A 23,718-nucleotide genomic window follows, 5' to 3' on the forward strand; every position below is an offset into this window, starting at 1 on the left:
CAGCTTGATCTCCAGCCACCGCAGGACTAATTAGCAATTCTCACATCAAGGATATCAGCACCATGGATTTGACCCCGACCGCAACGCCCATCCGCATTGCTCACGGGGAATTCCATGCCTGCTTCCATCATCCTGTCGCGGCTGTCGCTGTCCACGCCTGACGGCCGCTCGCTTCTCTCCAATATCGATCTGACCTTCGGCGCGGAGCGTGCCGGTCTCGTCGGCCGCAATGGTGTCGGCAAGACGACCCTGCTCGCTGCGATCACGGGCCAACTCGTTCCGCAGTCGGGTCGCGCCATCGTCAACGGAACCGTCGGGCTCCTGCGCCAGGACGCCCAACTGCGCGCCGGCGTGACGGTCGCCGACCTCTTCGGCGTGCGCGACGCGCTTGACCTGCTGCGCCGGGCGGAGCTCGGTAATGCTTCGGCCGAGGATGTCGCTGCGGCCGACTGGACTCTCGAGACGCGGCTCGCGTCCGCTCTTGCCCGCGTTGGCTTCGATCTCTCGCCGGAGACGGAACTGGATCGTTTGTCGGGCGGGCAGGTCACGCGCGTGCGAGTTGCCGCACTGCTCTTTACGGAGCCCGACTTCCTGCTGCTGGACGAGCCCACCAACAATCTCGACCGGAACGGGCGCCAGGCCGTGATCGAGCTCCTCGCCGGCTGGCGTGGCGGCGCGATCGTCGTCAGCCATGACCGCGCACTGCTCGAGACCATGGACGCCATCGTCGAGCTGAGCTCGCTCGGCGCTACGCGCTACGGCGGCAACTGGAGCAGCTACCGCGCGCAGAAGGCCCTCGAGCTCGCCGCCGTCAGGCACGACCTCGCCCATGCCGAAAGGCATCTCTCCGAGATCGATGGCAAGACGCAGCAAGCAGCCGAACGAAAAGCGCGCAAGGACAGCGACGGAAGGGCGAAGCGTGCCAAAGGCGACATGCCGCGGATCCTCGCCGGCGCGCGCAGGGATCGCAGCGAGGACAGCGGCGGCAAGTTCGCGCAGATTGCCGAGCGGCGGCGCGCGGAGGCCGTCGATGCGGTCGAAACTGCGCGTCGGCGCGTGGAGATTCTTCAGCCGCTGTCCGTCAAGCTGCCGTCGACGCAGCTCCCCGCGGGGAGGGAAGTGGTCTGGCTCGATCGCGTCAGTGCGGGCTATCGGCCGGACCGGCCCATCCTGCGCGATCTATCGCTTGCGATCGTCGGGCCGGAGCGTGTCGCGATTGCCGGGCCCAATGGCTCCGGGAAGACCACGCTGCTGAAGTTGATTGCCGGTGAGCTACACCCTGTCTCGGGCACTGTGCGGGTCAGGCCGGACTTCGCGCTGTTCGACCAAATGGTCAGCCTGCTCGATCCTGCGATCTCGATCCTCGACAATTTCGCGCGGCTCAATCCGAAGGCGGGCGTCAACGAATGCCACGCCGCTTTGGCGCGCTTCATGTTTCGCGCGGATGCCGCCATGCAAGAAGTCGGCAGCCTGAGCGGCGGACAGCTGTTTCGAGCGGGCCTCGCCTGCGTGCTGGGCGGATCGACGCCGCCGTCGCTGCTGATCCTGGACGAGCCGACCAACCATCTGGATCTGGAGTCCATCGCCGCAGTCGAAGCGGGCTTGCGCGCCTACGATGGAGCGTTACTCGTCGTCAGCCATGACGAGGCGTTCCTGGAAGCGATCGAAGTCACGCGTCGTTTTGATTTCGCCGGTGCTGCGCGCGCCGATGGCGGGATCATCTGATCCGCCCGGCAGATCTTGGTGACAATTCTTCAAAAACCCGACGCTCTGCCCCCAGCGCGTCGGGTGGAATGGATAAGTATCAGTCCGTGATCCCAACGCCGTTGTTGTGACTCCGGTCGTACCAATTTTCTACTCCGGGAAAATACCGCAGGGAGAATCGCGGGCGGCGCATGCCCTCGATTTTCGTGCGGCGCTTCTACGCGGTTCCGCCAGGCTCCAGGGCCTCGCCCATCTCCAGCGGATGCGTCATGGTCTGGTGCAGCGCCTCGCGGTCGAGCTCGCCTTCGGAGATGCTGATGACGACGCAGGCGATGCCGTTGCCGATCAGATTGGTCAGCGCGCGGCACTCGCTCATGAACTTGTCGATGCCGACCAGGATCGCGATCGACTGGATCGGGATGTCGGGCACAATCGAGAGCGTTGCGGCAAGCGTGATGAAGCCGGCGCCGGTCACGCCGGAGGCGCCCTTCGAGGTGATCATGGCAATCCCGAGGATGCCGAGCTCCTGCCAGATCGTCAGATGGGTATTGGTCGCCTGCGCCAGGAACAGCGTCGCCAGCGTCATGTAGATGTTGGTGCCGTCGAGGTTGAAGCTGTAGCCGGTCGGGATCACGAGGCCGACCACCGAGCGCGAGGCGCCGAGATGCTCCATCTTCTGGATCATCTGCGGCAGCACCGTCTCCGACGACGAGGTGCCGAGCACGATCAAGAGCTCGTCCTTGATGTAGGCGATGAAGCGCAGGATCGAGAAGCCCGCAACCCTGGCGATCGCGCCCAGCACGATCAGCACGAACAGGATGCTGGTGAGGTAGAACGTGCCGATCAGGGCGGCGAGATTGAGCAGCGAGCCGAGACCATAGGCGCCGACGGTGAACGCCATCGCACCGAAGGCGCCGATCGGCGCCACGCGCACGATGATGCGGATGATGCCGAAGAACATCTTTGCGGCCTTGTCGACCGCCTCCGCGATCGGCTCTCCGGCCTTGCCGAGAAATGCGATGGCGAATCCCGAGAGGATCGAGACCAGCAGCACCTGGAGCAGGTCGCCGCGCGCGATGGCGCCGAAATAGCTGTCGGGGATGATGCCCATGAGATGGGCCACGATGCCCTCTTCCTTCGCCTTGGTGACGTAGGTCGCGACCGACTTCGGGTCGATCGAGGCAGGGTCGATGTTGAAGCCATGCCCGGGCTGAAGCACCTCGCCGACCAAAAGGCCGACAGCGAGCGCCACGGTCGACACCGTCTCGAAATAGACCAGCGCCTTCAGCCCGACCCGGCCGACGCGCTTGAGATCGCCCATCGAGGAGATGCCGTGCACCACGGTGCAGAAGATCACAGGCGCGATCATCATCTTGATCAGGGCGATGAAGCCGTCGCCGAGCGGCTTCAGGGCCTTGCCGAGATCGGGATAGAAATAGCCGATCAGCACCCCAAGTGCGATCGCGATCAGTACCTGGACATAGAGGATCTTGTACCAGGGCTGGTGCCGGCGGTGGACGGCTGGCTGGAACGCGACTTGTGTCATATCCTGAGCCCGGGAACGCGTTGGTCTCGCCTGATTCACATCATGTGATGATGTCTGTATAAGCAACAATCACATTTTTGTCGGATCGCACGAAGATCAATCGCTGCACCGCAAGGGGGGAAGATGTCGAAGGCAACGGGCTCGGACGGGCAGGCGCAGGGCTATTTTCCGCGTTGGAAGCTGAAGACCTCCGGCGTGGTCATGCCGGAGGAACGGTTGCCATGGGGCCAGACGATCGTCTCCGGTCTTCAGCATTGCGTTGCAATGTCGGGTTCGACGATCATCGCGCCCTTGCTGATGGGGTTCGATCCCAATGTCGCGGTGCTGTTCTCGGGCATCGGCACGCTGATCTTTTTCGTCATCGTCGCGGGTCGCGTGCCGAGCTATCTCGGCTCGAGTTTCGCGTTTATCGCCGTCGTCCTGGCCGCCACCGGCTATGCAGGGCATGGGCCGAACCCGAACCTGTCGGTTGCGCTCGGCGGCATCGTCGGCGCCGGCGTGCTGTACGGCGTGATCGCGCTGATCGTGATGTGGTCTGGTGTCGGCTGGGTCGAGCGGCTGATGCCGCCGGCTGTGACCGGTGCCGTGGTCGCGGCGATCGGCCTCAACCTCGCGCCGGTGGCGGTCAAGGCGGTGAGCGCGAATGCGTTCGACACCTGGATCGGACTTGCGACCGTACTCATCATCGGCGTGGTCGCCGTCGCGGCCCCCGGCCTGTGGCGTCGCCTGCCCATCATCCTCGGCGCGATCGGCGGGTATCTTTTGTACCTGCTGCTCGCCAACGGCCTCGGCTTCGGCAAGCCGATCGACTTCACGCAGCTCTCGGCCGCGCCGTGGTTCGGCCTGCCGAACTTCACCACACCGACCTTCCACGCCGATGCGATCTTCCTGATCGCGCCGGTTGCGGTCATTCTCGTCGCCGAGAACCTCGGTCACATCAAGGCGGTCGGCGCCATGACGGGCCGGAGTCTCGATGCCTATCTCGGCCGCGCTCTGTTCGCCGACAGCCTGGCGACGATCGTGGCCGCCTGCGGCGGCGGGACCGGCGTCACCACCTATGCCGAGAACATCGGTGTCATGGCAGCAACGAAGGTCTATTCGACGCTGCTGTTTGCCTTCGCTGCCACGGTCTCGATCCTGCTCGGCTTCTCACCGAAATTCGGTGCGCTCATCCTGTCGATCCCCGGTCCCGTCATCGGCGGTCTCTCGATCGTGCTGTTCGGCTTGATCGCCGCCATGGCGGGCCGGATCTGGGTCGAGAACAAGGTCGACTTCGCCAATCCTGCCAATCTGATCACCGTTGCCGTGGCGCTGACGGCCGGCGCTGGTGATCTCACGATCAAATTCGGTGCATTCACCATGGGGGGGATCGGCACCGCGACTTTCGGCGCCATTATCCTGTATCAGATCCTGACCTCGCCACTGGCGCGACGCGCGGAATGAATCCCGGCGATGCGCCAGGGGATGGAACAAAATCCCCGTTCCATCGATGATGAGGCATCCCGGAGAAAACCCATGCCGCAAACCGATCGTTCGACCCCATTTCCCTCGCGCCTCGTCGGCCAGTACGCGCTGGTGACCGGTGCCTCCCAGGGCATCGGCCGCGCCGTCGCCGTCAGGCTCGCCCAGGAAGGCGCGACCGTCGCCATCAATTATGTCGATCATCCCGAAAGGGCCGAAGAGTCGCTCGCGTTGGTGCGAACGGGATCGAACGATCGGGGGCACGGCAAGCTCGATCATCTCATCGTCAAGGCCGACGTCAGCAGCGAGCAGGAGGTCGCTGCGATGTTCGAGACGGTGCTCGCGCGCTGGAAGCGTCTGGACTGTCTCGTCAACAACGCCGGTTTCCAGCGGGAATCGCCGAGCGAGGCCCTCGATATCGATGCTTATCGCCGCATCATCGACGTCAATCTCAACGGCGCCGTGCTCTGTGCGCAGAAGGCGCTGGCGCATTTCGTCGCGCGTGGCGGGGCTGGCTCCATCATCAACTGCTCCAGTGTCCACCAGATCATCCCCAAGCCCGGCTATCTCGCGTACTCGATCAGCAAGGGCGGCATGGCCAATCTGACCCGCACACTGGCGCTGGAATTTGCCGGACGCGGCATCCGCGTCAATGCCGTCGGCCCGGGCGCGATCGACACGCCGATCAATGCGGCCTGGACCGGTGATCCAAAAGCGCGTGGCGTCGTCACCAGCCACATTCCGCTTGGCCGCGTCGGCACCCCGGAAGAGATCGCCGCCGTGTTCGCCTTCCTCGCCTCCGATGATGCCGCCTACATCACCGGACAGACCATCTATGCCTGTGGAGGGCTGACGCTCTTTCCGGAATTTCGCGAGAATTGGGCGAGCTAGCGGGGTGATCTGGCAAAATGCCGCAGCGGAGACTACATCTGCGCCATGACAAACGCTCCGCTGGCAGACTCTCGGCTCCAGGATTTCGTCGGCCGGCACGAAAAGCTGTTCGTTCTGACCGGCGCCGGCTGCAGCACCAATTCGGGCATTCCCGACTACCGCGACAGTAACGGCAACTGGAAGCGCACCCAGCCGGTCAATTTCCAGGCCTTCATGTCCGAAGAGGGGACGCGCCAGCGCTATTGGGCGCGCAGCCTGATCGGCTGGCGGCGGTTCGGACAGGCCAGGCCGAACGATGCACATCATGCGCTCGCCCGGCTCGAGGCTGGCGGTCGCTGCGCGATGCTGCTGACCCAGAACGTCGACCGCCTGCATCAATCCGCCGGCCACCGGCAAGTGATCGATCTGCACGGACGGCTCGACCTCGTCCGTTGCATGGGCTGCGGCCGCAAGACCTCGCGCGATGAATTCCAGGATAGGCTTGGTCGTCTCAATGCGGAATGGATGCAGCTCGACGCCGCCGACGCACCCGACGGCGATGCCGATCTGGAGCGCACGGATTTTTCCTCATTCGAGGTGCCGGCTTGCAAAGCCTGTGGCGGCATCCTCAAGCCCGATGTCGTGTTCTTCGGCGAGAATGTCCCGCGCGACGTCGTTGCCGCCGCGCAGGACCATCTGGCGCAGGCCGACGCCATGCTGATCGTCGGCTCGTCGCTGATGGTCTATTCCGGCTTCCGCTTCGTGCAGGCTGCGGCCGCGAGGCAAATCCCGATTGCCGCGGTCAATCTCGGCCGCACCCGCGCTGACGATCTCCTGACGCTGAAGGTCGAGGAGCGCTGCGAGGCAGCACTGGCTTTCCTGCTCTGAAGGTGCCGTGCGGCGTGCACTCTCCCGTCGCATAGGTGCCCCGCAAAGGACGCCCGAGACTTCACCATTTGCGTGGTCGCTGATATGAAAATTGCTGTGGTTTCGACCGCGGGTTGACGATCAGCACGGAGTGTTCAGGAATGCTTGAGGGAGCCGAGGTGAGGCTTGCCGTGGATATTGGCGGCACGTTCACCGACATCGTGCTTGACGTGGGTGAGGTGCGCAAGACGCGCAAGGTGCTGACCACGCCGCAGCGGCCCGAGCAGGCAGTGCTGGATGGCATGCGCCTCATCCTCACCGACGCGCACGCGCATGTCAGCGATATCGATGTATTCATTCACGGCACGACGCTCGCGACCAACGCCATCATCGAACGGCGCGGCGCCAAAACCGCGCTGATTGCGACCGAGGGTTTTCGCGATGTGCTCGATATCGGCACCGAGAGCCGCTACGACCAGTATGATCTCTCGATCGACAAGCCGAAGCCGCTGGCGCCGCGATCCCTGCGCTTCACCGTGCCCGAACGGATCGACGCTCACGGCGTGGTTCGCCTCCCGCTGGACGAAGCCGCGGTGCGCGCGCTTGCGCCGAAATTGCGTGAGCTGAACATCGAGAGCGTCGCAATCGCCTTCCTGCATTCCTATGCCAATCCCGAGCACGAGCGGCGCGCCGCTGCGATCCTCGGCGAAGCGATGCCCGGCATCTCCATCACCTTGTCCTCCGCCGTGTGCCCTGAGATACGCGAATATGAGCGCACCTCGACGGCGGTCGCCAATGCCTATGTGCAGCCGCTGATCGACGGCTATCTCGCCCGCATGGCGGACGCTTTGCAGGTCGAGCAATTCCGCGGCGCCATCTATCTCGTCACCTCCGGCGGCGGCGTCACCTCGATCGAGACGGCGCGGCGCTTTCCGGTGCGCCTGGTCGAGTCCGGCCCCGCCGGCGGCGCGATCTTCGCGGCGCAGATCGCAGCGCGACTCGGTGAGAACAAGGTGCTGTCCTTCGACATGGGCGGCACCACGGCAAAGATCTGCCTGATCGAGAAATTCCAGCCCGAGACCTCGCGCGTGTTCGAGGTCGATCGCGCCGCGCGCTTCCTGAAAGGCTCCGGCCTGCCGGTGCGCGTTCCCGTGATCGAGATGGTCGAGATCGGCGCCGGCGGCGGCTCGATCGCCCATGTCGATGCGATGAAGCGCGTTACCGTCGGCCCCGAGAGCGCTTCCTCCGAACCGGGACCGGCCTGCTACGGCCGGGGCGGGCAGCGTCCCGCGGTGACGGACGCCGATGTGGCGCTCGGCATGATCGATCCCGATGCCTTTGCCGGCGGTACGATCAAGCTCGACCCGGAGCTTTCGAAGAAAGCGCTGCTGAGTAACGTCGGCGAGCCGCTGGGCCTGTCCGCGGAGACTGCGGCCTATGCCGTCCACGAAGTCGTCTGCGAGAACATGGCAAGCGCGGCGCGTGTGCACGCCGTCGAGCGCGGCGAGATCGTCGGCCAGCACACGCTGATTGCCTTTGGCGGCGCCGCACCTTTACATGCGGCCCGCGTTGCCGAGAAGATCGGCGTTTCCAGGGTGATCGTGCCGTCGAATGCCGGAGTCGGGTCGGCGGTGGGCTTCCTCGCGGCGCCCATCGCCTATGAACTGGTGCGCAGCCGTCATGTCCGGCTCGATGATTTCGACACGGGCGCGGTCTCAGACCTCTTGCAGGAGATGGTGGCCGAAACGCGCGCGCTGGTCGAGCCAGGTGCTGCCGGCGCGCCGGTGCGCGAACGCCGCGCCGCCTTCATGCGCTATGTCGGTCAGGGCCACGAAATCACCGTCGAGCTGCCGAACCGGCCGCTGATATCGGCTGATCTTCCGGGCCTGCGCCAGAAGTTCGAGGCGGATTACTCGGCGATGTTCGAACGCCCGATCCCGGGTGCTGCGATCGAGGTGTTGAGCTGGTCTGTGCTTGCGACCACCGAGGCGCGCAATCCGTCGACCGTGTCAGCCGTGACGCGCAAGCCTGCGGCAAAAGCCTCGGGCAGTCGCAAATTCTTCGACGGCAGGGCAGGCGAGGTCATCGAGATCCCGCTCTATCGCCGCGAGGACATGGCACCCGGTGCGACCATCGCAGGTCCTGCCGTGATCGCAGAGGACGAGACCTCCACCTTCGTCTCCACCAGTTTTGATGCCCATATCGATGGTGCCGGCAGCATCGTCATGGAACGGAAGGCAGCCTGATCATGAGCAAGGCAAATGGCGCGAGCCTGATCGACCTTCAGATCATGTGGCACCGGCTGATCGCGGTGGTCGAGGAGCAGGCGCAGGTGCTGCTCCGCACCGCGTTCAGCCCGATCGTGCGCGAATGCGGCGACCTTTCGGCCGGCGTGTTCGACCTCAAGGGGCGGATGCTGGCGCAGGCCGTCACTGGTACGCCCGGTCACGTCAACTCGATGGCGGAATCGGTCAAGCACTTCATCAACCACTTCCCGCTCGAGACGATGAAGGATGGCGATGCCTACATCACCAACGATCCCTGGATGGGCACCGGGCATCTCAACGACTTCGTCGTCACCACGCCCTGCTTCAAGGATGGCAGGCTCGTCGCGCTGTTCTCCTGCACCAGCCATCTCATGGACATCGGCGGCATCGGCTTCGGCCCTGATGCGACCGACGTGTTCATGGAGGGGCTCTACATCCCCATGCTGAAGCTGATCGACCGGGGCGTCGTCAACGAGACGCTGATGGCGATGATCCGCACCAACACGCGCCTCCCCATCGACACCGAGGGCGACACCTATTCGCTCGCCGGCTGCAACGACGTCGGCTGCGAGCGCTTGGTCGAGATGATGACCGAGTTCGGCATCGATACGCTCGACGAACTCGGCGACTACATCTGCGACCGCTCGCGCGAGGCCGTTCTCGCCGAGATCGCAAAACTGCCGAAGGGGACCTGGCGCAACAGCATGGTCGTCGACGGCTACGACGCACCGGTGACGCTCGCGGCGACGCTCACAATCTCGAACGAAGGCATCCACGTCGATTTCGACGGCACCTCGGCCGCGTCCAAATTCGGCATCAACGTGCCGCTCTCCTATACCACGGCCTACACCGTGTTCGGCCTCGGCTGCGTCGTCGCCTCGCAGATCCCGAACAATGCCGGGTCGCTCTCGCCGTTGACGGTGTCGGCGCCTGACGGCGCGATCCTCAATGCGCCGAAGCCGGCGCCAGTCGCCTCGCGCCACATCATCGGCCAGATGCTGCCCGACGTGGTGTTCGGCTGTCTGCGCCAGATCATTCCCGAGCGCGTGCCGGCGGAAGGCACCTCGTGTTTGTGGAATCTCAACGTGCGCGGCCAGACGCGTTCCGGCGTCGGCGGCAATTACGGGTTCTCGATGGCGGTGACGTCCAATGGCGGCACCGGCGCGCGCTTTGCGAAGGACGGGCTTTCGGCGACCGCCTATCCCAGCGGCGTGCGCGGCACGCCGGTCGAGATCGCGGAGACGCAGACCCCATTGATCTTCTGGCGCAAGGAGCTGCGTCCGGATTCCGGCGGCGCGGGGCGCACCCGCGGCGGTCTCGGCCAGATCATCGAGGTCGGTACCGGCATCGATGCGCCCTTCGACATTCTTGCGGCGTTCGACCGCATCGATCATCCGCCGCGCGGGCGCGATGGCGGCCAGAACGGCGAAGCCGGCTATGTCGGCCTCAAGTCCGGACAGAAGATGCGCGGCAAGGGCTTTCAGACCATTCCGCCTGACGACCGGCTGGTGGTGATGACCCCGGGCGGCGCCGGCATCGGCGCACCGGGTGAGCGCGATCGCATGGCGGTCAAGGATGATGTCGAGAGCGGGCTTGTCTCCGCCGGCAAGGCGACCGCGCTCTATGGCTATACGCGCTGACGAAAAAACTCGTCCCGGCCTTGCCGGCCGGGACGATGTCTTGTCGAGCGTGGCCTACGCCGCCGCTTTCTTCCGCGCCTGCTCGGCCTTGTACAGCTCGAACTCTTCCGCGACCGCCTTCGCAACCGACGGACGCTGACGCAGCCGCTCGTAATAGGCCTTCACATCAGGCCACTTCGAAAGCTCGATCGGTGGTGTCGCCATCGTCCAGTTGATGACCGTGACGAGATAGGCATCGGCCACGCTGAAATGGTCGAGCAGGAACTCGCGTCCCCCGAGGTAATTATCGAGATAGTCGAGCCGCGACAGGTTCTTCTCCAGTGCGTAGGCTTTGACCTCCTGCGGCGCCTTGCGGTCGAGCACGGGAATGAAGAGGCCCTTGTGCAACTCGGTGCCGATGAAGCAGAGCCATTGATGCAGTCGCGTGCGATCGATCCCCTCAGCCGCGCCGAGTCCGGATTTCGGGAAACGGTCGGCGACATATTGCAGGATCGCCGCGTTCTCCGTCAGCACCACGCCCTCGTCGGTGCGCAGCGTCGGCACCAGGCCGATCGGGTTGACGGCGCGGAAGTCGGAGCCGTCCTTCAGCACCGTCTTGGTCGGGGAATCGACCTCGAGGTAGTTCGCCTCTGCACCGGCTTCGTACAGCGCGACGCGCGTCGCCATGGAGCAGGCGAGCGGCGAGAAATAAAGATCCATCGTGGGCCTCCTTGGGCAATTCTCGTGATCAGTGTCGCTCAACCCGGCCAGATTGATTTTTGTACTGTGTTGCATAATATGGAGCGGGTCAAGGATTAATGTGCGAGATGGTACAAAAATCGAAACCGCCAGCTGCTGCCAGTGAGCCCGACCGCCCCAGGCGCCGCGGCCGTCCGCGTGCCTATGAACCCGACATCGCGCTCGGCAAGGCGCTCGATCTGTTCCGCAGGCAGGGCTTTGCCGCGACCTCGCTCGACGATCTCAGCGAAGCCACCGGGATGAACCGGCCGAGCCTTTACGGCGCCTTCGGCGACAAGCGCGAGCTCTACATCAAGAGCTACCAGCGCTACCGTGAGGACGCGCGCGGATCGATGGTCGAGATCTTTCGTCAGGAGATGCCGGTGCGCCAGCGGCTGGAGCGCATCTATGCAGCGGCGCTGAACATCTATCTCTCGGGCGACACTGGCCCGCGCGGCTGCTTCACGGTGGTGACGGCGGCGTCGGAAGCGGTCGGCGATCCCGAGATCCGCGCCATGGTGCTGGAGGGACTCACCGATCTCGACAGGGCCTTCGCCAATTGCTTCCGCCGCGCCAAGGAGAAGGGCGAACTGCCCGCGAGTGCCGATCCGGCCGCGCTGGCGCAACTCGCCTCCGCCACCATCCACACCATCGCCATCCGCTCCCGGGCACGCGTGCCGCGCAAGGAGCTGGAGGCGATCGTGAAAGGCGCGATCGACGTGATGCTGGGGGCTAAATCCTAGTCTGTGACTACGCCGCGCGAATCTGCGCCAGGAAACGATCGACCTCGTCGCGCAGCCGCTGCGACTGCTTCGACAGTTCGATCGCCGAAACCAGCACCTCTTCTGCGGCCGTGCCGGTCGCTGCGATACCCTCGGTGACGCCTGCGATGTTCTGCGAGACCTCGCCGGTGCGCGCGGCGGCCTGCTGGACGTTCTGCGCGATCTCCTGCGTAGCCGTGCCCTGCTGGCCGACCGCCGCGGCGATCGCGGCGGAAATTTCGTCGACTTCGCGGATCGTCGCGCAGATCGACTGGATGCCTTCAACTGCGCCTGACGTCTCGCCTTGAACCGCCGTGACCTGTGCGCCGATTTCTTCCGTCGCCTTCGCGGTCTGGGTCGCGAGCGCCTTGACCTCGGAGGCGACCACCGCAAAGCCGCGGCCGGCCTCGCCGGCACGGGCCGCCTCGATCGTCGCATTCAGCGCCAGCAGATTGGTCTGTCCGGCAATGCCGTTGATGAAGGAGACGACGTCGCCGATTTTCTGCGCGGCGTCGGCGAGACTCTGCACCCGTTCGTTGGACCGGCGTCCGTCGCTCGCGGCCTTGCCAACCACCTCGGTCGCATGCGCAAGGCGGCGGCTGATTTCGGTCATCGAGGAGGACAATTCTTCCGCCGCGGCGGCCACCGTCTGCACGTTCTCCGAGGCGAGCGCGGAAGCCGACGACACCGCACGGGTCTGATGGCGCGACTGGTCGACGATATCGGACATCGAGCGCGCGGTGTGCTCCATCTCGACCGCGGCCGAGGACACCGTGGTGACGACGTCGCGGATGGAGGCTTCGAAATTGTCGGCGAGCGCGGCGAAAGCGCGCCGCTTTTCCGCTTCCGATTGGGCCTTGGCCTCCAGCTGATCGGCCTGAAGTTTGCTGAAATTCACCGCATTGTCCCGGAACACCGCGACCGCCTTCACCATCGCGCCGACCTCGTCATGGGCCCGGCTCGCCGGAATGGCGACGTCGAGACGGCCGTCCGCGAGCTCACGCATCACGTTCGTGATGGCCAGGATCGGACGCGAGATTCCGCGAGCGATGAGATAACCGACGATCGCCGCGAGGATCAATCCGAGGGCGGCGATCCCGATCGACAGCCACCAGGCGCGATCGGCGGAGGCCACGTAATCGGTGTTGTCCATCACCAGCTCGACGGCGCCGAGCGGTTTTCCGGAGAAGTCCTTGATCGGTCCGAGCAGCGCGGCAATCGGCGCGCCGTCGAGCTTTGCCTGGCGCACGGTGAAGTCGCCACCGGCGGCGCGGCTGTAATCGGCCGCTTCGAAGAAGCTTTTGCCCTTCAGTGTGCCGCCGAACAGCCTGAAGCCCACGCCGTCGGCGAGATGGAAGGCAATGTCGACATGGCGGTTGAGCTTGAAATCGTCGAGGAAGGACTGACCGAAGGTCAGGCCGAATTCCACGGAGCCGAGATGCTTGGCGCCTTGCGCGATCGGCACCACGCCCCGGATGCCGAGCCCGGCGACGCCGCCCTCGAGGCCGACCACGACCTTGTGCTCCTGATTGGCGTCGACGACGGTCTTGCGGAAGCTCGAGAGGTCGTCGCCGAACTTGGCCGGCTGGTGCACGCGCAGGAAGGAGGTGGCCGGCGGCGTATGGAACTGGAACTGCTCGACGCCGTAGTCGGATTTGGTCGCGTTAAAGACAGGACCGAACAGAGCGATCAGGGCGTCGCGGTCCTGTTTGGCCATCGCCTCCTGTGTCGCGGGCATTGCCGCCACGACCGTGCTCATGGCGGCGGCGCGGTGGGACTCCTCGGCGATTCGTGACAGCAGCGCGTCATAATGGCTGCGCAATTCCCGCTGATCGGCGCGGTCGATGATCCCTGCGATGATCCACATCGCGCCGAGCACGGCAATCAGCGCAGCCGCTGCCGCCGTCACGGCCAGCGCCACCGTGATCCGCATCCTGAGGCCGAGGCTCGTCCGCATGTCCGACTCGTTCGTTGAGCGTTGATTAACAACGCCTATCAACTTCTCGCTAAGAGACGGTGAACGGAAGCGCTGGCCTTAATAGCCCCTGCCGCGATCCACCACATTCTCCAGTGCTCCACCCGCCTCGAACCTTGCGATCTGCCCGGCGACATAGGCCGAGATTGCGTCTGCATCGGTGTCGGCGGCGTTGTGCGGCGTCAGCACCACCTTGGGGTGGGTCCAGAACCGGCTGTTCGCCGGCTGCGGTTCCTGCACGAAGACGTCGAGCGAGGCGGCGCCCAGCGTGCCGTCGTCGAGGCAGGCCAGGATGTCGGCCTCGTTCTGCAAGCCGCCGCGGCCGGCATTGATCAGTACGGGCGCGCCGAGCGGGCTCTTGCGGTTGAGCTTGGTGAAGACCTCTCGGTTGAGAATGCCTTGCGTATCCGGCGTCAACGGCAGCAGCGACACCAGGATGTCGGTCTTGCGCAGGAAGGCATCCATTCCGGCGCTGCCATGGAAGCACTCGACGCCGGGGAGGGCCCGCGGGCTGCGGCTCCAGCCGGCAACGCGGAAGCCGAGCCGCCGCAGCACATCGGCGGCATCAGCACCCAACGTACCCAGACCCATCACGCCCACCGTAACGGCGCTCGCCGGCCATTGATAGAGCGGCTCCCAGCGCTTCGCGCGCTGGGAGTCCCGCAAATACAGCTCCTGACGGTGGTGCATCAGCACATGCAGCACGACATATTCGGTCATGCGGTTGGTGAGATCAGGCACTGCGACGCGCACCAGCGGCACGTCAGGCAGACTGTTGTCCGCCATCAGCGCGTCGACGCCGGCCCCCAGATTGAAGATCGCGCGCAGGTTCGGGAACGTCTTGAGATCACCGGGTGCCGGCTTCCACACGGCGGCATAGTGCACGTCAGCCGGATCGAGCGAGTCATCCGGCAGCCGCGCCACGGGGCGACCGCCGCAGACCGCATCGAACCGGGCCTTCCAGCGCTCCGGCGACCAGTTCTGCTGCATGCTGTTGATCAGGACGGCCAGTGTACCTGCGGTCATTCGAAGTGCCTCACAAGGTTCCGCTTTTGGTGCCTCTCCTTGGCACGATCCGACGCAATTTTCTCGCAGATTTTTTCCGCAGCCCTGTCGGGGCGGGGCATAGTGGATCGTCTTCGAAACAAGCGTTCAGGAAGGTGCTGCCCATGCTCTATGCGATCCTTTGCTATCATGACGAGGACTTCGTCGGCTCCTGGAGCAAGGACCAGGACGAGGCCGTGATGAAGAAGCTCGCCGTGGTGCAGGAGAAACTTACCCGGCAGGGGCGCCTCGGCCCGGTGGCACGGCTGCTGCCGACCACTGCGGCGGCGACGCTGCGCAAGGAAGACCCGCCGCTGGTGCTCGACGGCCCCTATGCCGAGACCAAGGAGCAGCTGCTCGGTTTCTACATCGTCGACTGCAAGAATTTGGACGATGCGCTCGACGTGGCGCGCGACCTTGGCGCCGCCAATCCCGGCGGCGCCTATGAGGTGCGCCCGGTCGGCGTGTTCAGGCCCGGAGGCATTTCGGCGTGAGCGACACTGATACCGCCTGGATCGAGACTGCGCTGACCTCGGCGCGGCCCCAGGCGGTCGGCGCGCTGCTGCGCTATTTCCGCGATCTGGACACGGCTGAGGAAGCCTTCCAGAACGCGTGCCTGCGCGCGCTGAAAACCTGGCCGCAGAACGGGCCGCCGCGCGATCCCGCGGCCTGGCTGATCATGGTCGGCCGCAACGTCGCGATCGACGAGGTTCGCCGCAGTCGCAAGCAGCAGCCGTTGCCGGACGACGATCAGGCGATCTCGGATATCGACGACGCCGAAGGCGCGCTTGCCGAGCGGCTCGACGGCTCGCACTACCGCGACGACATCTTGCGGCTGATGTTCATCTGCTGCCACCCGCAGCTGCCGGCGACCCAGCAGATCGCGCTGGCGCTGCGCATCGTCTCGGGTCTGACGGTGAAGCAGATCGCGCGTGCCTTCCTGGTTTCGGAAGCCGCGATGGAGCAGCGCATCACCCGCGCCAAGGCCAAGGTCGCGCAAGCCGGGACGCCGTTCGAGGCGCCCGGCGCGATCGAACGGTCGGAGCGGCTGGCCGGGGTGGCCGCGATGATCTACCTGATCTTCAACGAGGGCTATTCGGCGAGCGGCGATACCGTCGAGATCAGGAAGCCGCTCTGCGAGGAGGCGATCCGGCTGGCGCGGTTGTTGTTGCGCTTGTTCCAGAGCGAGCCGGAGATCATGGGGCTGACGGCGCTGATCCTGCTGCAGCACGCCCGCAGCGCAGCGCGCATTGCCGCCGATGGTTCGCTGATCCTGCTGGACGACCAGGACCGCTCGCTGTGGAATCGCACCATGATCGCGGAGGGGTTGGCGTTGATCGACAAGGCTATGCGCCATCGTCGCAGCGGTCCCTACCAGATCCAGGCCGCGATCGCTGCGCTTCACGCGCGGGCGGCGACGCCTGATGAGACCGACTGGACCCAGATCGATCTCCTCTATGGCGCGCTCGAGGTGGTGCAGCCTTCGCCGGTGGTGACGCTCAACCGCGCAGTCGCGGTTGCCAAGGTGCGCGGACCACAGGCCGCGCTTGACCTGATCGAGCCGCTGGCGCCGAAGCTCGCCAATTATTTCCATTTTTTCGGCGTGCGCGGCGCGTTCCTGATGCAGCTCGGCCGCAACGACGAAGCCCGCATCGCCTTCGACCGGGCCATCGCGCTCGCCAACACTTCCGCGGAAGCCGCCCATATCCGCATGCACATTGACCGCCTGATCCGGGACAGCCAGCCGAAGAGTGGCAGTGCCCGGCAGGGTACGAAAGCGAAGTGACCGCCGAAAATTCGTTCTATCACATGTCGGCGCGCGCCAATCCGCTTCGTCTTATTCCCGTATCAAGGGAGCCATTCATGCTGAAAGCCATTACCATCATCGCTGTCGTGATCGCGGTCGGGATCGCGGGCGTCCTCGCCGTCGCATTGACAAAACCCGACACGTTCCGTGTCGAGCGCTCGCTCGTGCTGAACGCGCCGGCCGGCGCGATCTATCCGCTTGTCTCCGATTTCCACTTCTGGACGGGCTGGTCGCCCTATGAGGATCGCGATCCCGCGATGAAGCGCACCTACGGCGGAACGGCGGCCGGGAAGGGCGCGACCTATGCATGGGACGGCAACAACGATGTCGGCGCCGGCCATATGGAGATTATCGAGGCGAACCCGTCGTCGAAACTGCGCATCAAGCTCGACTTCGAACGGCCCTTCGAAGGCCACAACACCGCAGAGTTCACTTTTGTGCCGCAAGGCGATGCCACACTGGTCACATGGGCGATGTCCGGTCCGGCTCCCTTCCTGTCCAAGGTGATGCAGGTGTTCGTCAACATGGACACCATGATCGGCAAGGATTTCGAGATTGGCCTCGCCAGCCTGAAGAAGCTCACCGAGAAGTAACGCCGGCGGCCGCCCGAAGAACTGCCGGGAAACGGTTAGCGAAGAGAAGAAGGAGAGAGACGATGCTCAGTGCCTATCTGTTCTATCAGGACACCTGCGAAGCAGCGTTCAACTATTACGCCAAGGTCCTCGGCGGCACGATCGACGCCATGATGCGTCTCTCGGATACGCCGCCATCGGATATGCCCCCAGGGCCGCCCGGGCGCGAGAAGACCATCATGCATGCGCGGATGACGTTGCCAGGCGGCGCCGTGCTGATGGCCTCCGACACGCCGCCTGAGCATTATCACAAGCCGCAGGGCTTTTCGATCTCGCTCACGGTCGTGGACCCCGCGGAGGGCGAACGCAAGTTCAACGCACTCGCCGACGGCGGCACCGTCACCATGCCCTTCAGCAAGACGTTCTGGGCCAAGGGCTTTGGCATGTGCGTCGACAAATTCGGCATTCCCTGGATGGTGAACTGTCCGGCCGAGGGTATGTGACAGGCGCGATCGCCTGATTTGCCAGGATGTCCCTCTCTCCGATATCGCGAGAGAGGGGCACCTCGTCAGCGGATCGATCCGGTGACGTCCTCGCTCGGCGGCTTCGCCACGCAGCTGGGACAGATCACGAGCTTCGAACCAAGCTGCTTGTCGTTCTCGGCTTCGATCTCGTCGTGGACGGCCCACCATGCGTCGGAATAGGGACGCAATGTGGAAAGCACTCTTTGCCGATCCAGATTGGAATCGCTGTCCGGCGGAGCATGATTGGCAAGCCGACGTTTTGTGACAACGGGTCGATTGGGATCCTGACCGAGCCCGTCCCATGCGATCGGACGACGCTCCGCTGCCGCCGCGGCAGCACACCCTGCGAGCGCTGCGCAAAAACTGAGCAAGACGATAAAGTGCCGAGCCATGCCGGACCTGCCGTACGAAATGGAAAACGTTGCGTCGCGACACTTACGCGGCACTTGAGGGAAATCCGCGTCGACGGCATGGCCGAATGGAGATTCCTTCCCCTCCCATTTCTGCGAGAGCAGTGCGAGCGGCTTCGTGACATGAGGCGGAACTGCATCGCACAAGAATTGGCGAAAGATTGGGCTGTAAACTACGTGCCGGAATCGCTAGTTTGGGTCATAATACCTACAAATCAGGGTGGACGTGGCGGGGAAGGGAGCGACCGATGGCGGCGGCGCTACAAATCAATTTTGCTCTATGGGGAATGCTCATCTGCGCCAGCGTGAAGCTCGCGCCGATGGTGCAGATCATGTTCCACTAGGGAACAGCCAGGTCGTGACGGCAATGTTTGTGACGACGACCGCTCCCTGTACGAGCATGTAGAGCCGGCAGACTGTCGTCGAGGTGTCATCGACAGCGCGGGTAGATCGCGGCGAGGTCGCGCCCCTTCAGCAAGATCAGTCGTGAGGTGAGACCGCCGTGGCGGCTGATCCAGTCGCGGACCGGGCCGGGATAGGCTGCAAGCACGGCTTCGGATGCTTCCGGCTCGGCATAAAAGCGTCCGCGCCGGTCGACCGAGCGCGCGGCATGGAAACCCAGAACGGCGCGTTTCGTGGTGCAAATGCGATCGCCCGGCACGATGCTGAGCACCAGCGTGCAGGCGGAGAGGCAGGGGCCGTCGATCACCACACGTTCCCCGCTTTCGCGCACCTTCTCGAAAAGGTCGAGGAATGGTCCGACCTGTCCGCCGGGGCTTTGGATGATGCGGATCTCGGCTTGGGCGGTTGCGGAGACGAGCAGCGCGGCTGCGAGCATCAGGGCTTTGAGGACGGTGATGCGCCGCATCGAGCACTCCACGAAATCGCGAACCCGGTTACAAGGCTCTACCCGTTGCGCCGCTCGCCGCGCAGCGTCGGCAGACCGATACCCGCAGCATCGAAGCCGCCATCGACGGCCAAAATTTGACCGGTGATGTAGCTCGCGTTGTCGGAGCACAGGAAATAGATCGCTGCGGCGAGTTCCTCCTCCAGGCCGTAGCGGTTGAGCGGGATGGCATCGTGATAGTCGGCGCGAATCTCCTTGGTGTGCACCTGCTGCGCCATCGCGGTGTCGACCGGACCCGGTGCGACCGCGTTGACGCGGATGTTGAGCGAGGCGAGCTCGACCGCGAGCTGCTTGGTGAGGTGCGCGAGCCCCGCTTTGCTGGTGCCGTAGGCCGAGCGCAACGTCGAGGCGCGCACCGCCGAGATGGAGGTGACATTGACGATCGCGCCGCCATTGCCGTCGCGCATCAAGGGCACCGCGGCCTTGGTGCAGAGGAACGGACCAGTGAGATTGACCGCCATGATCCTGTTCCAGTCGGCGTCGCTGGTCTCCAGGACGGGCGCGAACACGGCGACGCCGGCATTGTTGACGAGCGCATCGAGCCGGCCGAAGCGGCTCATCACCGCGGCCATTGCAGCGCCCACGGCGACCGCGTCGGACACGTCGCAGGTGATAGCCAGCGTGTTGTCGGGATTTTTCAGCGCCGCTGCCGCGCTGGTCTGCAGCTCGCCCTCGACATCGAGCAGTGCCACGCGCCAACCGTCGGCGAGGAAGTGCTTCGCCGTGGCCAGGCCGATCCCGCGTGCGGCACCGGTGACGAGGGCTACCTTGGCAGGGGAGGAGGTCATGGCGCGGTCCTTTGCTGGAGCCCGCGCGGCATGACAGTTTCGTTGGTCCCATGCAAGGCGCTCATTCCGGACAGAGGGCGCCGCCGGGGAGCCACAATGATCTGCCGAAAAATTTTCTCGGGCCGTGTCGGCCTGGCAAGAGCTCGTTCGTCTTGGAAGTGAGCGCGGGGGCTACAACCGCGTCGTAAGGAACCGCATGCGATTCATGATGCTGATGATCCCGCTCGGCTACGAGACTGCGCCGGCGGACGAGCAACTCGATCCCGAACGTGTCGCCGCGATGATGCGCTATAACGAGGCGCTGAAGGATGCGGGCGTGCTGATCACGCTGGACGGCCTGCATCCGCCGTCGACGGGCGCCCGCGTCTCGTTCGCCACCGGCGCACCGGTGGTGACCGATGGCCCCTTCGCGGAATCCAGGGAAGTGCTGGGCGGCTACTGGATGATCGAGGTCGGCTCGCGCGAGGAGGCGATCGTCTGGGCGAAGAAATGTCCGGCCTCGGTCAACGAGATCATCGAGATTCGCCAGGTGCAGGAAATGTCCGACTTTCCGCCTGACGTGCAGGCCGCAGCCGCCGGTTTTGACGATCTGAAGCAGTAGACAAGGGAGAAACGACCGATGAGCACTGACACCTATCTTGCCGTCTTCCTCGGCAGCAAGAGCAGTCCGAAGTGGGCGGCGTGGACTGCGATGTCCGACGCAGAGCGCAAGGCCAAGGAGATGGAGGGCATGGCGGCCTGGAAGGGCTGGGTGGAGAAGCACCAAGGCGCGATCCAGGCCATGGGCGGTCCGCTCGGCAAGACCAAGAAGGTCGATGCCAACGGCATCGCAGACATCGCCAACGAGATGGGCGCCTTCACCGTCGTCCGCGCCGCCTCGCACGAGGCTGCCGCCAAAATGTTCGAGAACCACCCGCATTTTGCGATCTTCCCCGGCGAGCGGGTCGAGATCATGCCGGTGCTGCCGATCCCGGGCGGCTAGGGCCGATCGGAACGTCGGATCCGTGGAAGTCGGGGTTCACCAAACCCGGTTGCCGCTAGTGACCTTCGTGCCCGGCTCATGTAAAGCTCGTTCACATGAGCTGGCGCAAGGAGCAGCGCCGCGCCGAGCGCGGCTATCACCACGGCAATCTGAAGGAAGCCCTGTTGCAGGCCGCCCTCGGGTTGATCGCCGAGAAAGGTGCGGCCGGCTTCACCTTCGCCGATGCTGCGCGCATGGCCGGCGTCAGCGCGGCGGCGCCTTACCGGCATTTTCGCGACCGCGACGAGCTGTTGTCCTCGATCGCCCAGCGCGGCTTCGAACAGTTCGAGCAGCGGCTCACCGCAGCCTGGGACGACGGACGCCCCGACACCGTCACCGCGTTCGAACGCGTCGGCCGGGCCTATCTCGCCTTCGCCCGCGAGGAGCCCGCCTTCTACAACGCGATGTTCGAATCGGGCCTGCCGGTCGACGCCAACGCGGCGCTCCAGGCCGCCAGCGAGCGCGCTTTCAACGTCATTCGTGCTGCAGCCGAGCGTCTTGCCGCGCTCGCGCCGCCCGGCGCGCCGCGGCCGCCGGCGATGATGATGGCCCTGCACATCTGGTCGATGGCGCACGGCGTCGCCTCGCTGTTCTCGCGTGGCGATGCCGCGCGACGAAAACTGCCGATGTCGCCGGACGAACTGCTTGAGGCCGAGGTGCTGATCTATCTGCGCGGCCTCGGCTTCCCCACCGATCGGCGGTCGCCCGCGACAAGCGCCGAGCCTCCGCCGGTGCCACCGGAGGCATCCTCCGGTTCCGGCGTGCCGCCCGGCGGCCCCTGGGGCAGGCCGAAATAAATCGCGCAAATAATCACGCGGGCGTGTCAGGCCGCCAGCTTGACAAAATCGCGGGATGGTCTAGCTATGTAAATGTTATTTACATTCACAACGGCGCTGATGCCGTGATGGAGAAGGGAAATGGCCTACACCGCTGATGTCAATCGCTGGCGCGGCCCCTCGGACCAACAGCAACAGTACGCGCGGCCCCACATGCTCGATACGCCCTGGCATCCTGGCTGGATTGCCGTGACCATTCTCGGCTTCATCATCTGGTGGCCGATCGGTTTAGCCCTTCTCTTTTTCACACTCGGGAGCAGAAGAATGTCGTGCTGGAGCAACCAGGATCGCTGGCAGAACAAGATGGAGCGGATGCAGTACAGGATGGACCGCATGCGTGACCGCATGGAGCGCCGCGGCTTCGGCTTCGGTTTCGGCCCGCCGTCCTCGGGCAACCGCGCCTTCGACGAGTACCGCTCCGAAACGCTGCGCCGGCTCGAGGAAGAGCAGGTCGAGTTCAAGAACTTCCTCGATCGTCTGCGCCACGCCAAGGACAAGGAAGAGTTCGACCAGTTCATGGCCCAGCACAAGACGCGCCCGACCCCGCCGCCGACCGACCAGCAGCAGGGCTGATCCAAAAAACGGCCTGATGCCCCTCAAAGCCTTCAGGCGCATGCCCCCAAAGTCCTGATGGCCCCGAGCCGCCCGCCTGCGCACGCCGCAGGCGGGCGGTTTGGTTTGTGGGGTGGCTTCGCGCTCGGCCTCGCGCAATGACCCTGCGCAAGCGAACCCGGTCGGGTGGCGAGATTCAGCGCACCGTCACGAGCTGCGCGCGAACCGACGTCAGGAAGTATTCGTAGGCGTGATCGACGATCTCGTTGAGTGATCGCGTTCGCGCAAACATCGCGCGAGCCTCGGCGAGAAACTCCTCGCGGGTCGGAATCTTCGGCAGGTGCAGATGCGTCAGCGCATCGACGCCGTCATGGGCCCGATCGAGGATGTCATGCAGCGTCGGCAGGTGCAGCTGGGCGAGATCGGCCCGGTGCAGCGCCGACGAAATCGCGTGCGCCAGCGCGTGCGCGTCGAAGCGACCGGCAAGCTCGCGGGCCGCACGCTTGATGACGCGTGCACCGAGCGGCTGCTCGTTGCGCAGCACCAGTTCGGGCGGCGCCTTCATGTTCCAGACGATACCGAACCAGGACAGGGCCTTCAGAACGTAGTAGGTCGGGTCGATCTCCCACCAGTAAAAGCCCTGTCGCACGCTGCTCTGGTAGGCGTGGTGGTTGTTGTGCCAGCCTTCACCCATGGTGAACAACGCCAGCAGCCAGTTGTTGCGGGAATCGTCGCCCGTCACGTAGCGCTTGCGCCCATGTACATGGGCGAGCGAGTTGATGCAGAAGGTGGCGTGATAGACCAGCACCGTGCTCCACAGGAAGCCGACGACCAGACCCGACCATCCCGCGACGAGGAAGCAGAGCACCGCGAGCGTCACGGCCGGCAGCAGCTCCAGCCGATGCAGCCAGATCAGCTCCGGATAAGCTGCAAGATCGCCGACCTTCACGAGGTCGGTCGTGTCGTGCTGCCGGTAAAAGATCCAGCCGAGATGGCTGTACAGGAAGCCGCGATGCCGCGGCGAGTGCGTGTCGTGCTCAGTGTCGGAATGCAGATGATGGTGCCGATGCTTGGCCGCCCACCACAGCACGCTCTTCTGCGCACTACTTTGCGCAATGAAGGCCAGGATGAACTGAAACACCCGGCTTGTCGCATAAGCCTTGTGCGAGAAATAACGGTGGTAGCCCGCCGTGACTCCGAACATGCGCACGACATACAACGACGCGCAAATCGTGAGGGCCTGCCACGTGATGCCCGACCAGATCGCCGCAACACAGCCGAGATGGACCAACAGGAACGGCACGGCCGAGGGGTACATGATGTCGTCGTGCTGGTCGTCGGCGGGCGCGTTGGGCGACATGTCCTGGCGTGACCTTTCTTGGCGTGACCGCGAGGGGGCGTGTGACGGCAACAGCGCCGCCGGGTACGAAAAACCCGCGGATGGCGGAC

At 64.7% G+C, this 23,718-nt stretch carries 23 protein-coding genes; 15 read left to right on the forward strand and 8 right to left on the reverse strand.

Annotated elements, in window-relative coordinates:
• Positions 1-114: 114 nt before the first annotated feature.
• Positions 115-1,725, forward strand: a complete 1,611-nt coding sequence (locus ACVIIW_RS14010) for an ABC-F family ATP-binding cassette domain-containing protein (RefSeq protein WP_456701292.1) — start codon at positions 115-117, stop codon at positions 1,723-1,725.
• A gap of 196 nt (positions 1,726-1,921) precedes the next feature.
• On the opposite strand, the gene ACVIIW_RS14015 is transcribed toward ACVIIW_RS14010, so the two are convergent.
• Positions 1,922-3,250, reverse strand: coding sequence for a dicarboxylate/amino acid:cation symporter (locus ACVIIW_RS14015; protein ID WP_456701293.1), 1,329 nt, complete (start codon positions 3,248-3,250; stop codon positions 1,922-1,924).
• A 123-nt stretch (positions 3,251-3,373) separates the two neighbouring features.
• Here ACVIIW_RS14015 and ACVIIW_RS14020 point away from each other — a divergent pair, with 123 nt between their 5' ends.
• The 5 genes from ACVIIW_RS14020 to ACVIIW_RS14040 all read left to right on the forward strand — a co-directional run bounded on the left by ACVIIW_RS14020 (position 3,374) and on the right by ACVIIW_RS14040 (position 10,355).
• On the forward strand, positions 3,374-4,693 hold the full coding sequence (locus ACVIIW_RS14020) for a solute carrier family 23 protein (protein ID WP_456701294.1): 1,320 nt from the start codon (positions 3,374-3,376) through the stop codon (positions 4,691-4,693).
• Positions 4,694-4,765: 72 nt separating this feature from the next.
• Positions 4,766-5,602, forward strand: a complete 837-nt coding sequence (locus tag ACVIIW_RS14025; RefSeq protein WP_456701295.1) for an SDR family oxidoreductase — start codon at positions 4,766-4,768, stop codon at positions 5,600-5,602.
• A 45-nt stretch (positions 5,603-5,647) separates the two neighbouring features.
• Positions 5,648-6,469 (forward strand): NAD-dependent protein deacetylase, encoded by an 822-nt coding sequence (locus ACVIIW_RS14030; protein ID WP_456701296.1) that lies wholly within the window; start codon positions 5,648-5,650, stop codon positions 6,467-6,469.
• A gap of 140 nt (positions 6,470-6,609) precedes the next feature.
• The gene (locus ACVIIW_RS14035; RefSeq protein WP_456701297.1) at positions 6,610-8,694 is read left to right on the forward strand and encodes a hydantoinase/oxoprolinase family protein; all 2,085 of its coding nucleotides are present in this window, start codon (positions 6,610-6,612) and stop codon (positions 8,692-8,694) included.
• Between the two features lie 2 nt (positions 8,695-8,696).
• A complete protein-coding gene (locus ACVIIW_RS14040; RefSeq protein WP_456701298.1) occupies positions 8,697-10,355 on the forward strand; it encodes a hydantoinase B/oxoprolinase family protein in 1,659 nt (552 codons plus the stop codon).
• Between the two features lie 54 nt (positions 10,356-10,409).
• On the opposite strand, the gene ACVIIW_RS14045 is transcribed toward ACVIIW_RS14040, so the two are convergent.
• Positions 10,410-11,054 carry a glutathione binding-like protein gene (locus ACVIIW_RS14045; protein WP_456701299.1) on the reverse strand — a complete coding sequence of 215 codons (645 nt, stop codon included), beginning with the start codon at positions 11,052-11,054 and terminating at the stop codon, positions 10,410-10,412.
• Between the two features lie 107 nt (positions 11,055-11,161).
• On the opposite strand from ACVIIW_RS14045, the gene ACVIIW_RS14050 reads away from it, so the two are divergent.
• A complete protein-coding gene (locus ACVIIW_RS14050) occupies positions 11,162-11,815 on the forward strand; it encodes a TetR/AcrR family transcriptional regulator (RefSeq protein ID WP_456701300.1) in 654 nt (217 codons plus the stop codon).
• A 7-nt stretch (positions 11,816-11,822) separates the two neighbouring features.
• Here ACVIIW_RS14050 and ACVIIW_RS14055 read toward each other — a convergent pair whose 3' ends face one another.
• Together ACVIIW_RS14055 and ACVIIW_RS14060 are read right to left on the reverse strand one after the other, a co-directional pair.
• Entirely contained in the window at positions 11,823-13,790 is a 1,968-nt protein-coding gene (locus ACVIIW_RS14055; RefSeq protein WP_456701301.1) for a cache domain-containing protein, read from the reverse strand.
• A gap of 78 nt (positions 13,791-13,868) precedes the next feature.
• Positions 13,869-14,834 carry a 2-hydroxyacid dehydrogenase gene (locus tag ACVIIW_RS14060; protein WP_456701302.1) on the reverse strand — a complete coding sequence of 322 codons (966 nt, stop codon included), beginning with the start codon at positions 14,832-14,834 and terminating at the stop codon, positions 13,869-13,871.
• A gap of 143 nt (positions 14,835-14,977) precedes the next feature.
• Here ACVIIW_RS14060 and ACVIIW_RS14065 point away from each other — a divergent pair, with 143 nt between their 5' ends.
• The 4 genes from ACVIIW_RS14065 to ACVIIW_RS14080 all read left to right on the forward strand — a co-directional run bounded on the left by ACVIIW_RS14065 (position 14,978) and on the right by ACVIIW_RS14080 (position 17,734).
• Positions 14,978-15,346: a YciI family protein gene (locus ACVIIW_RS14065; RefSeq protein ID WP_456701303.1), complete on the forward strand. Its 369-nt coding sequence runs from the start codon at positions 14,978-14,980 to the stop codon at positions 15,344-15,346.
• Positions 15,343-16,638, forward strand: a complete 1,296-nt coding sequence (locus ACVIIW_RS14070; RefSeq protein ID WP_456701304.1) for an RNA polymerase sigma factor — start codon at positions 15,343-15,345, stop codon at positions 16,636-16,638. Before ACVIIW_RS14065 ends, ACVIIW_RS14070 begins: the two co-directional genes overlap by 4 nt.
• A gap of 77 nt (positions 16,639-16,715) precedes the next feature.
• Positions 16,716-17,252: an SRPBCC family protein gene (locus tag ACVIIW_RS14075; protein WP_456701305.1), complete on the forward strand. Its 537-nt coding sequence runs from the start codon at positions 16,716-16,718 to the stop codon at positions 17,250-17,252.
• A gap of 62 nt (positions 17,253-17,314) precedes the next feature.
• Entirely contained in the window at positions 17,315-17,734 is a 420-nt protein-coding gene (locus ACVIIW_RS14080; RefSeq protein ID WP_456701306.1) for a VOC family protein, read from the forward strand.
• Positions 17,735-17,799: 65 nt separating this feature from the next.
• On the opposite strand, the gene ACVIIW_RS14085 is transcribed toward ACVIIW_RS14080, so the two are convergent.
• The 3 genes from ACVIIW_RS14085 to ACVIIW_RS14095 form a co-directional block, all read right to left on the reverse strand.
• Positions 17,800-17,955, reverse strand: coding sequence for a hypothetical protein (locus ACVIIW_RS14085; RefSeq protein ID WP_456701307.1), 156 nt, complete (start codon positions 17,953-17,955; stop codon positions 17,800-17,802).
• A gap of 640 nt (positions 17,956-18,595) precedes the next feature.
• A complete protein-coding gene (locus ACVIIW_RS14090; RefSeq protein ID WP_456701308.1) occupies positions 18,596-19,033 on the reverse strand; it encodes a hypothetical protein in 438 nt (145 codons plus the stop codon).
• A 38-nt stretch (positions 19,034-19,071) separates the two neighbouring features.
• Positions 19,072-19,860: an SDR family NAD(P)-dependent oxidoreductase gene (locus ACVIIW_RS14095; RefSeq protein WP_456701309.1), complete on the reverse strand. Its 789-nt coding sequence runs from the start codon at positions 19,858-19,860 to the stop codon at positions 19,072-19,074.
• Positions 19,861-20,056: 196 nt separating this feature from the next.
• On the opposite strand from ACVIIW_RS14095, the gene ACVIIW_RS14100 reads away from it, so the two are divergent.
• The 4 genes from ACVIIW_RS14100 to ACVIIW_RS14115 all read left to right on the forward strand — a co-directional run bounded on the left by ACVIIW_RS14100 (position 20,057) and on the right by ACVIIW_RS14115 (position 22,290).
• Positions 20,057-20,461 carry a YciI family protein gene (locus ACVIIW_RS14100; RefSeq protein ID WP_456701310.1) on the forward strand — a complete coding sequence of 135 codons (405 nt, stop codon included), beginning with the start codon at positions 20,057-20,059 and terminating at the stop codon, positions 20,459-20,461.
• A gap of 18 nt (positions 20,462-20,479) precedes the next feature.
• Complete coding sequence (locus ACVIIW_RS14105) at positions 20,480-20,842, forward strand: hypothetical protein (protein ID WP_456701311.1); 363 nt, start codon at positions 20,480-20,482, stop codon at positions 20,840-20,842.
• A 95-nt stretch (positions 20,843-20,937) separates the two neighbouring features.
• Positions 20,938-21,678 (forward strand): TetR/AcrR family transcriptional regulator, encoded by a 741-nt coding sequence (locus ACVIIW_RS14110; RefSeq protein WP_456701312.1) that lies wholly within the window; start codon positions 20,938-20,940, stop codon positions 21,676-21,678.
• A 120-nt stretch (positions 21,679-21,798) separates the two neighbouring features.
• Positions 21,799-22,290: a DUF2852 domain-containing protein gene (locus ACVIIW_RS14115; RefSeq protein WP_456701313.1), complete on the forward strand. Its 492-nt coding sequence runs from the start codon at positions 21,799-21,801 to the stop codon at positions 22,288-22,290.
• A gap of 175 nt (positions 22,291-22,465) precedes the next feature.
• Here ACVIIW_RS14115 and ACVIIW_RS14120 read toward each other — a convergent pair whose 3' ends face one another.
• On the reverse strand, positions 22,466-23,629 hold the full coding sequence (locus ACVIIW_RS14120; RefSeq protein WP_456701314.1) for an acyl-CoA desaturase: 1,164 nt from the start codon (positions 23,627-23,629) through the stop codon (positions 22,466-22,468).
• Positions 23,630-23,718 lie beyond the last annotated feature (89 nt).

It is taken from the genome of Bradyrhizobium sp. USDA 4449 (genome assembly GCF_054056275.1).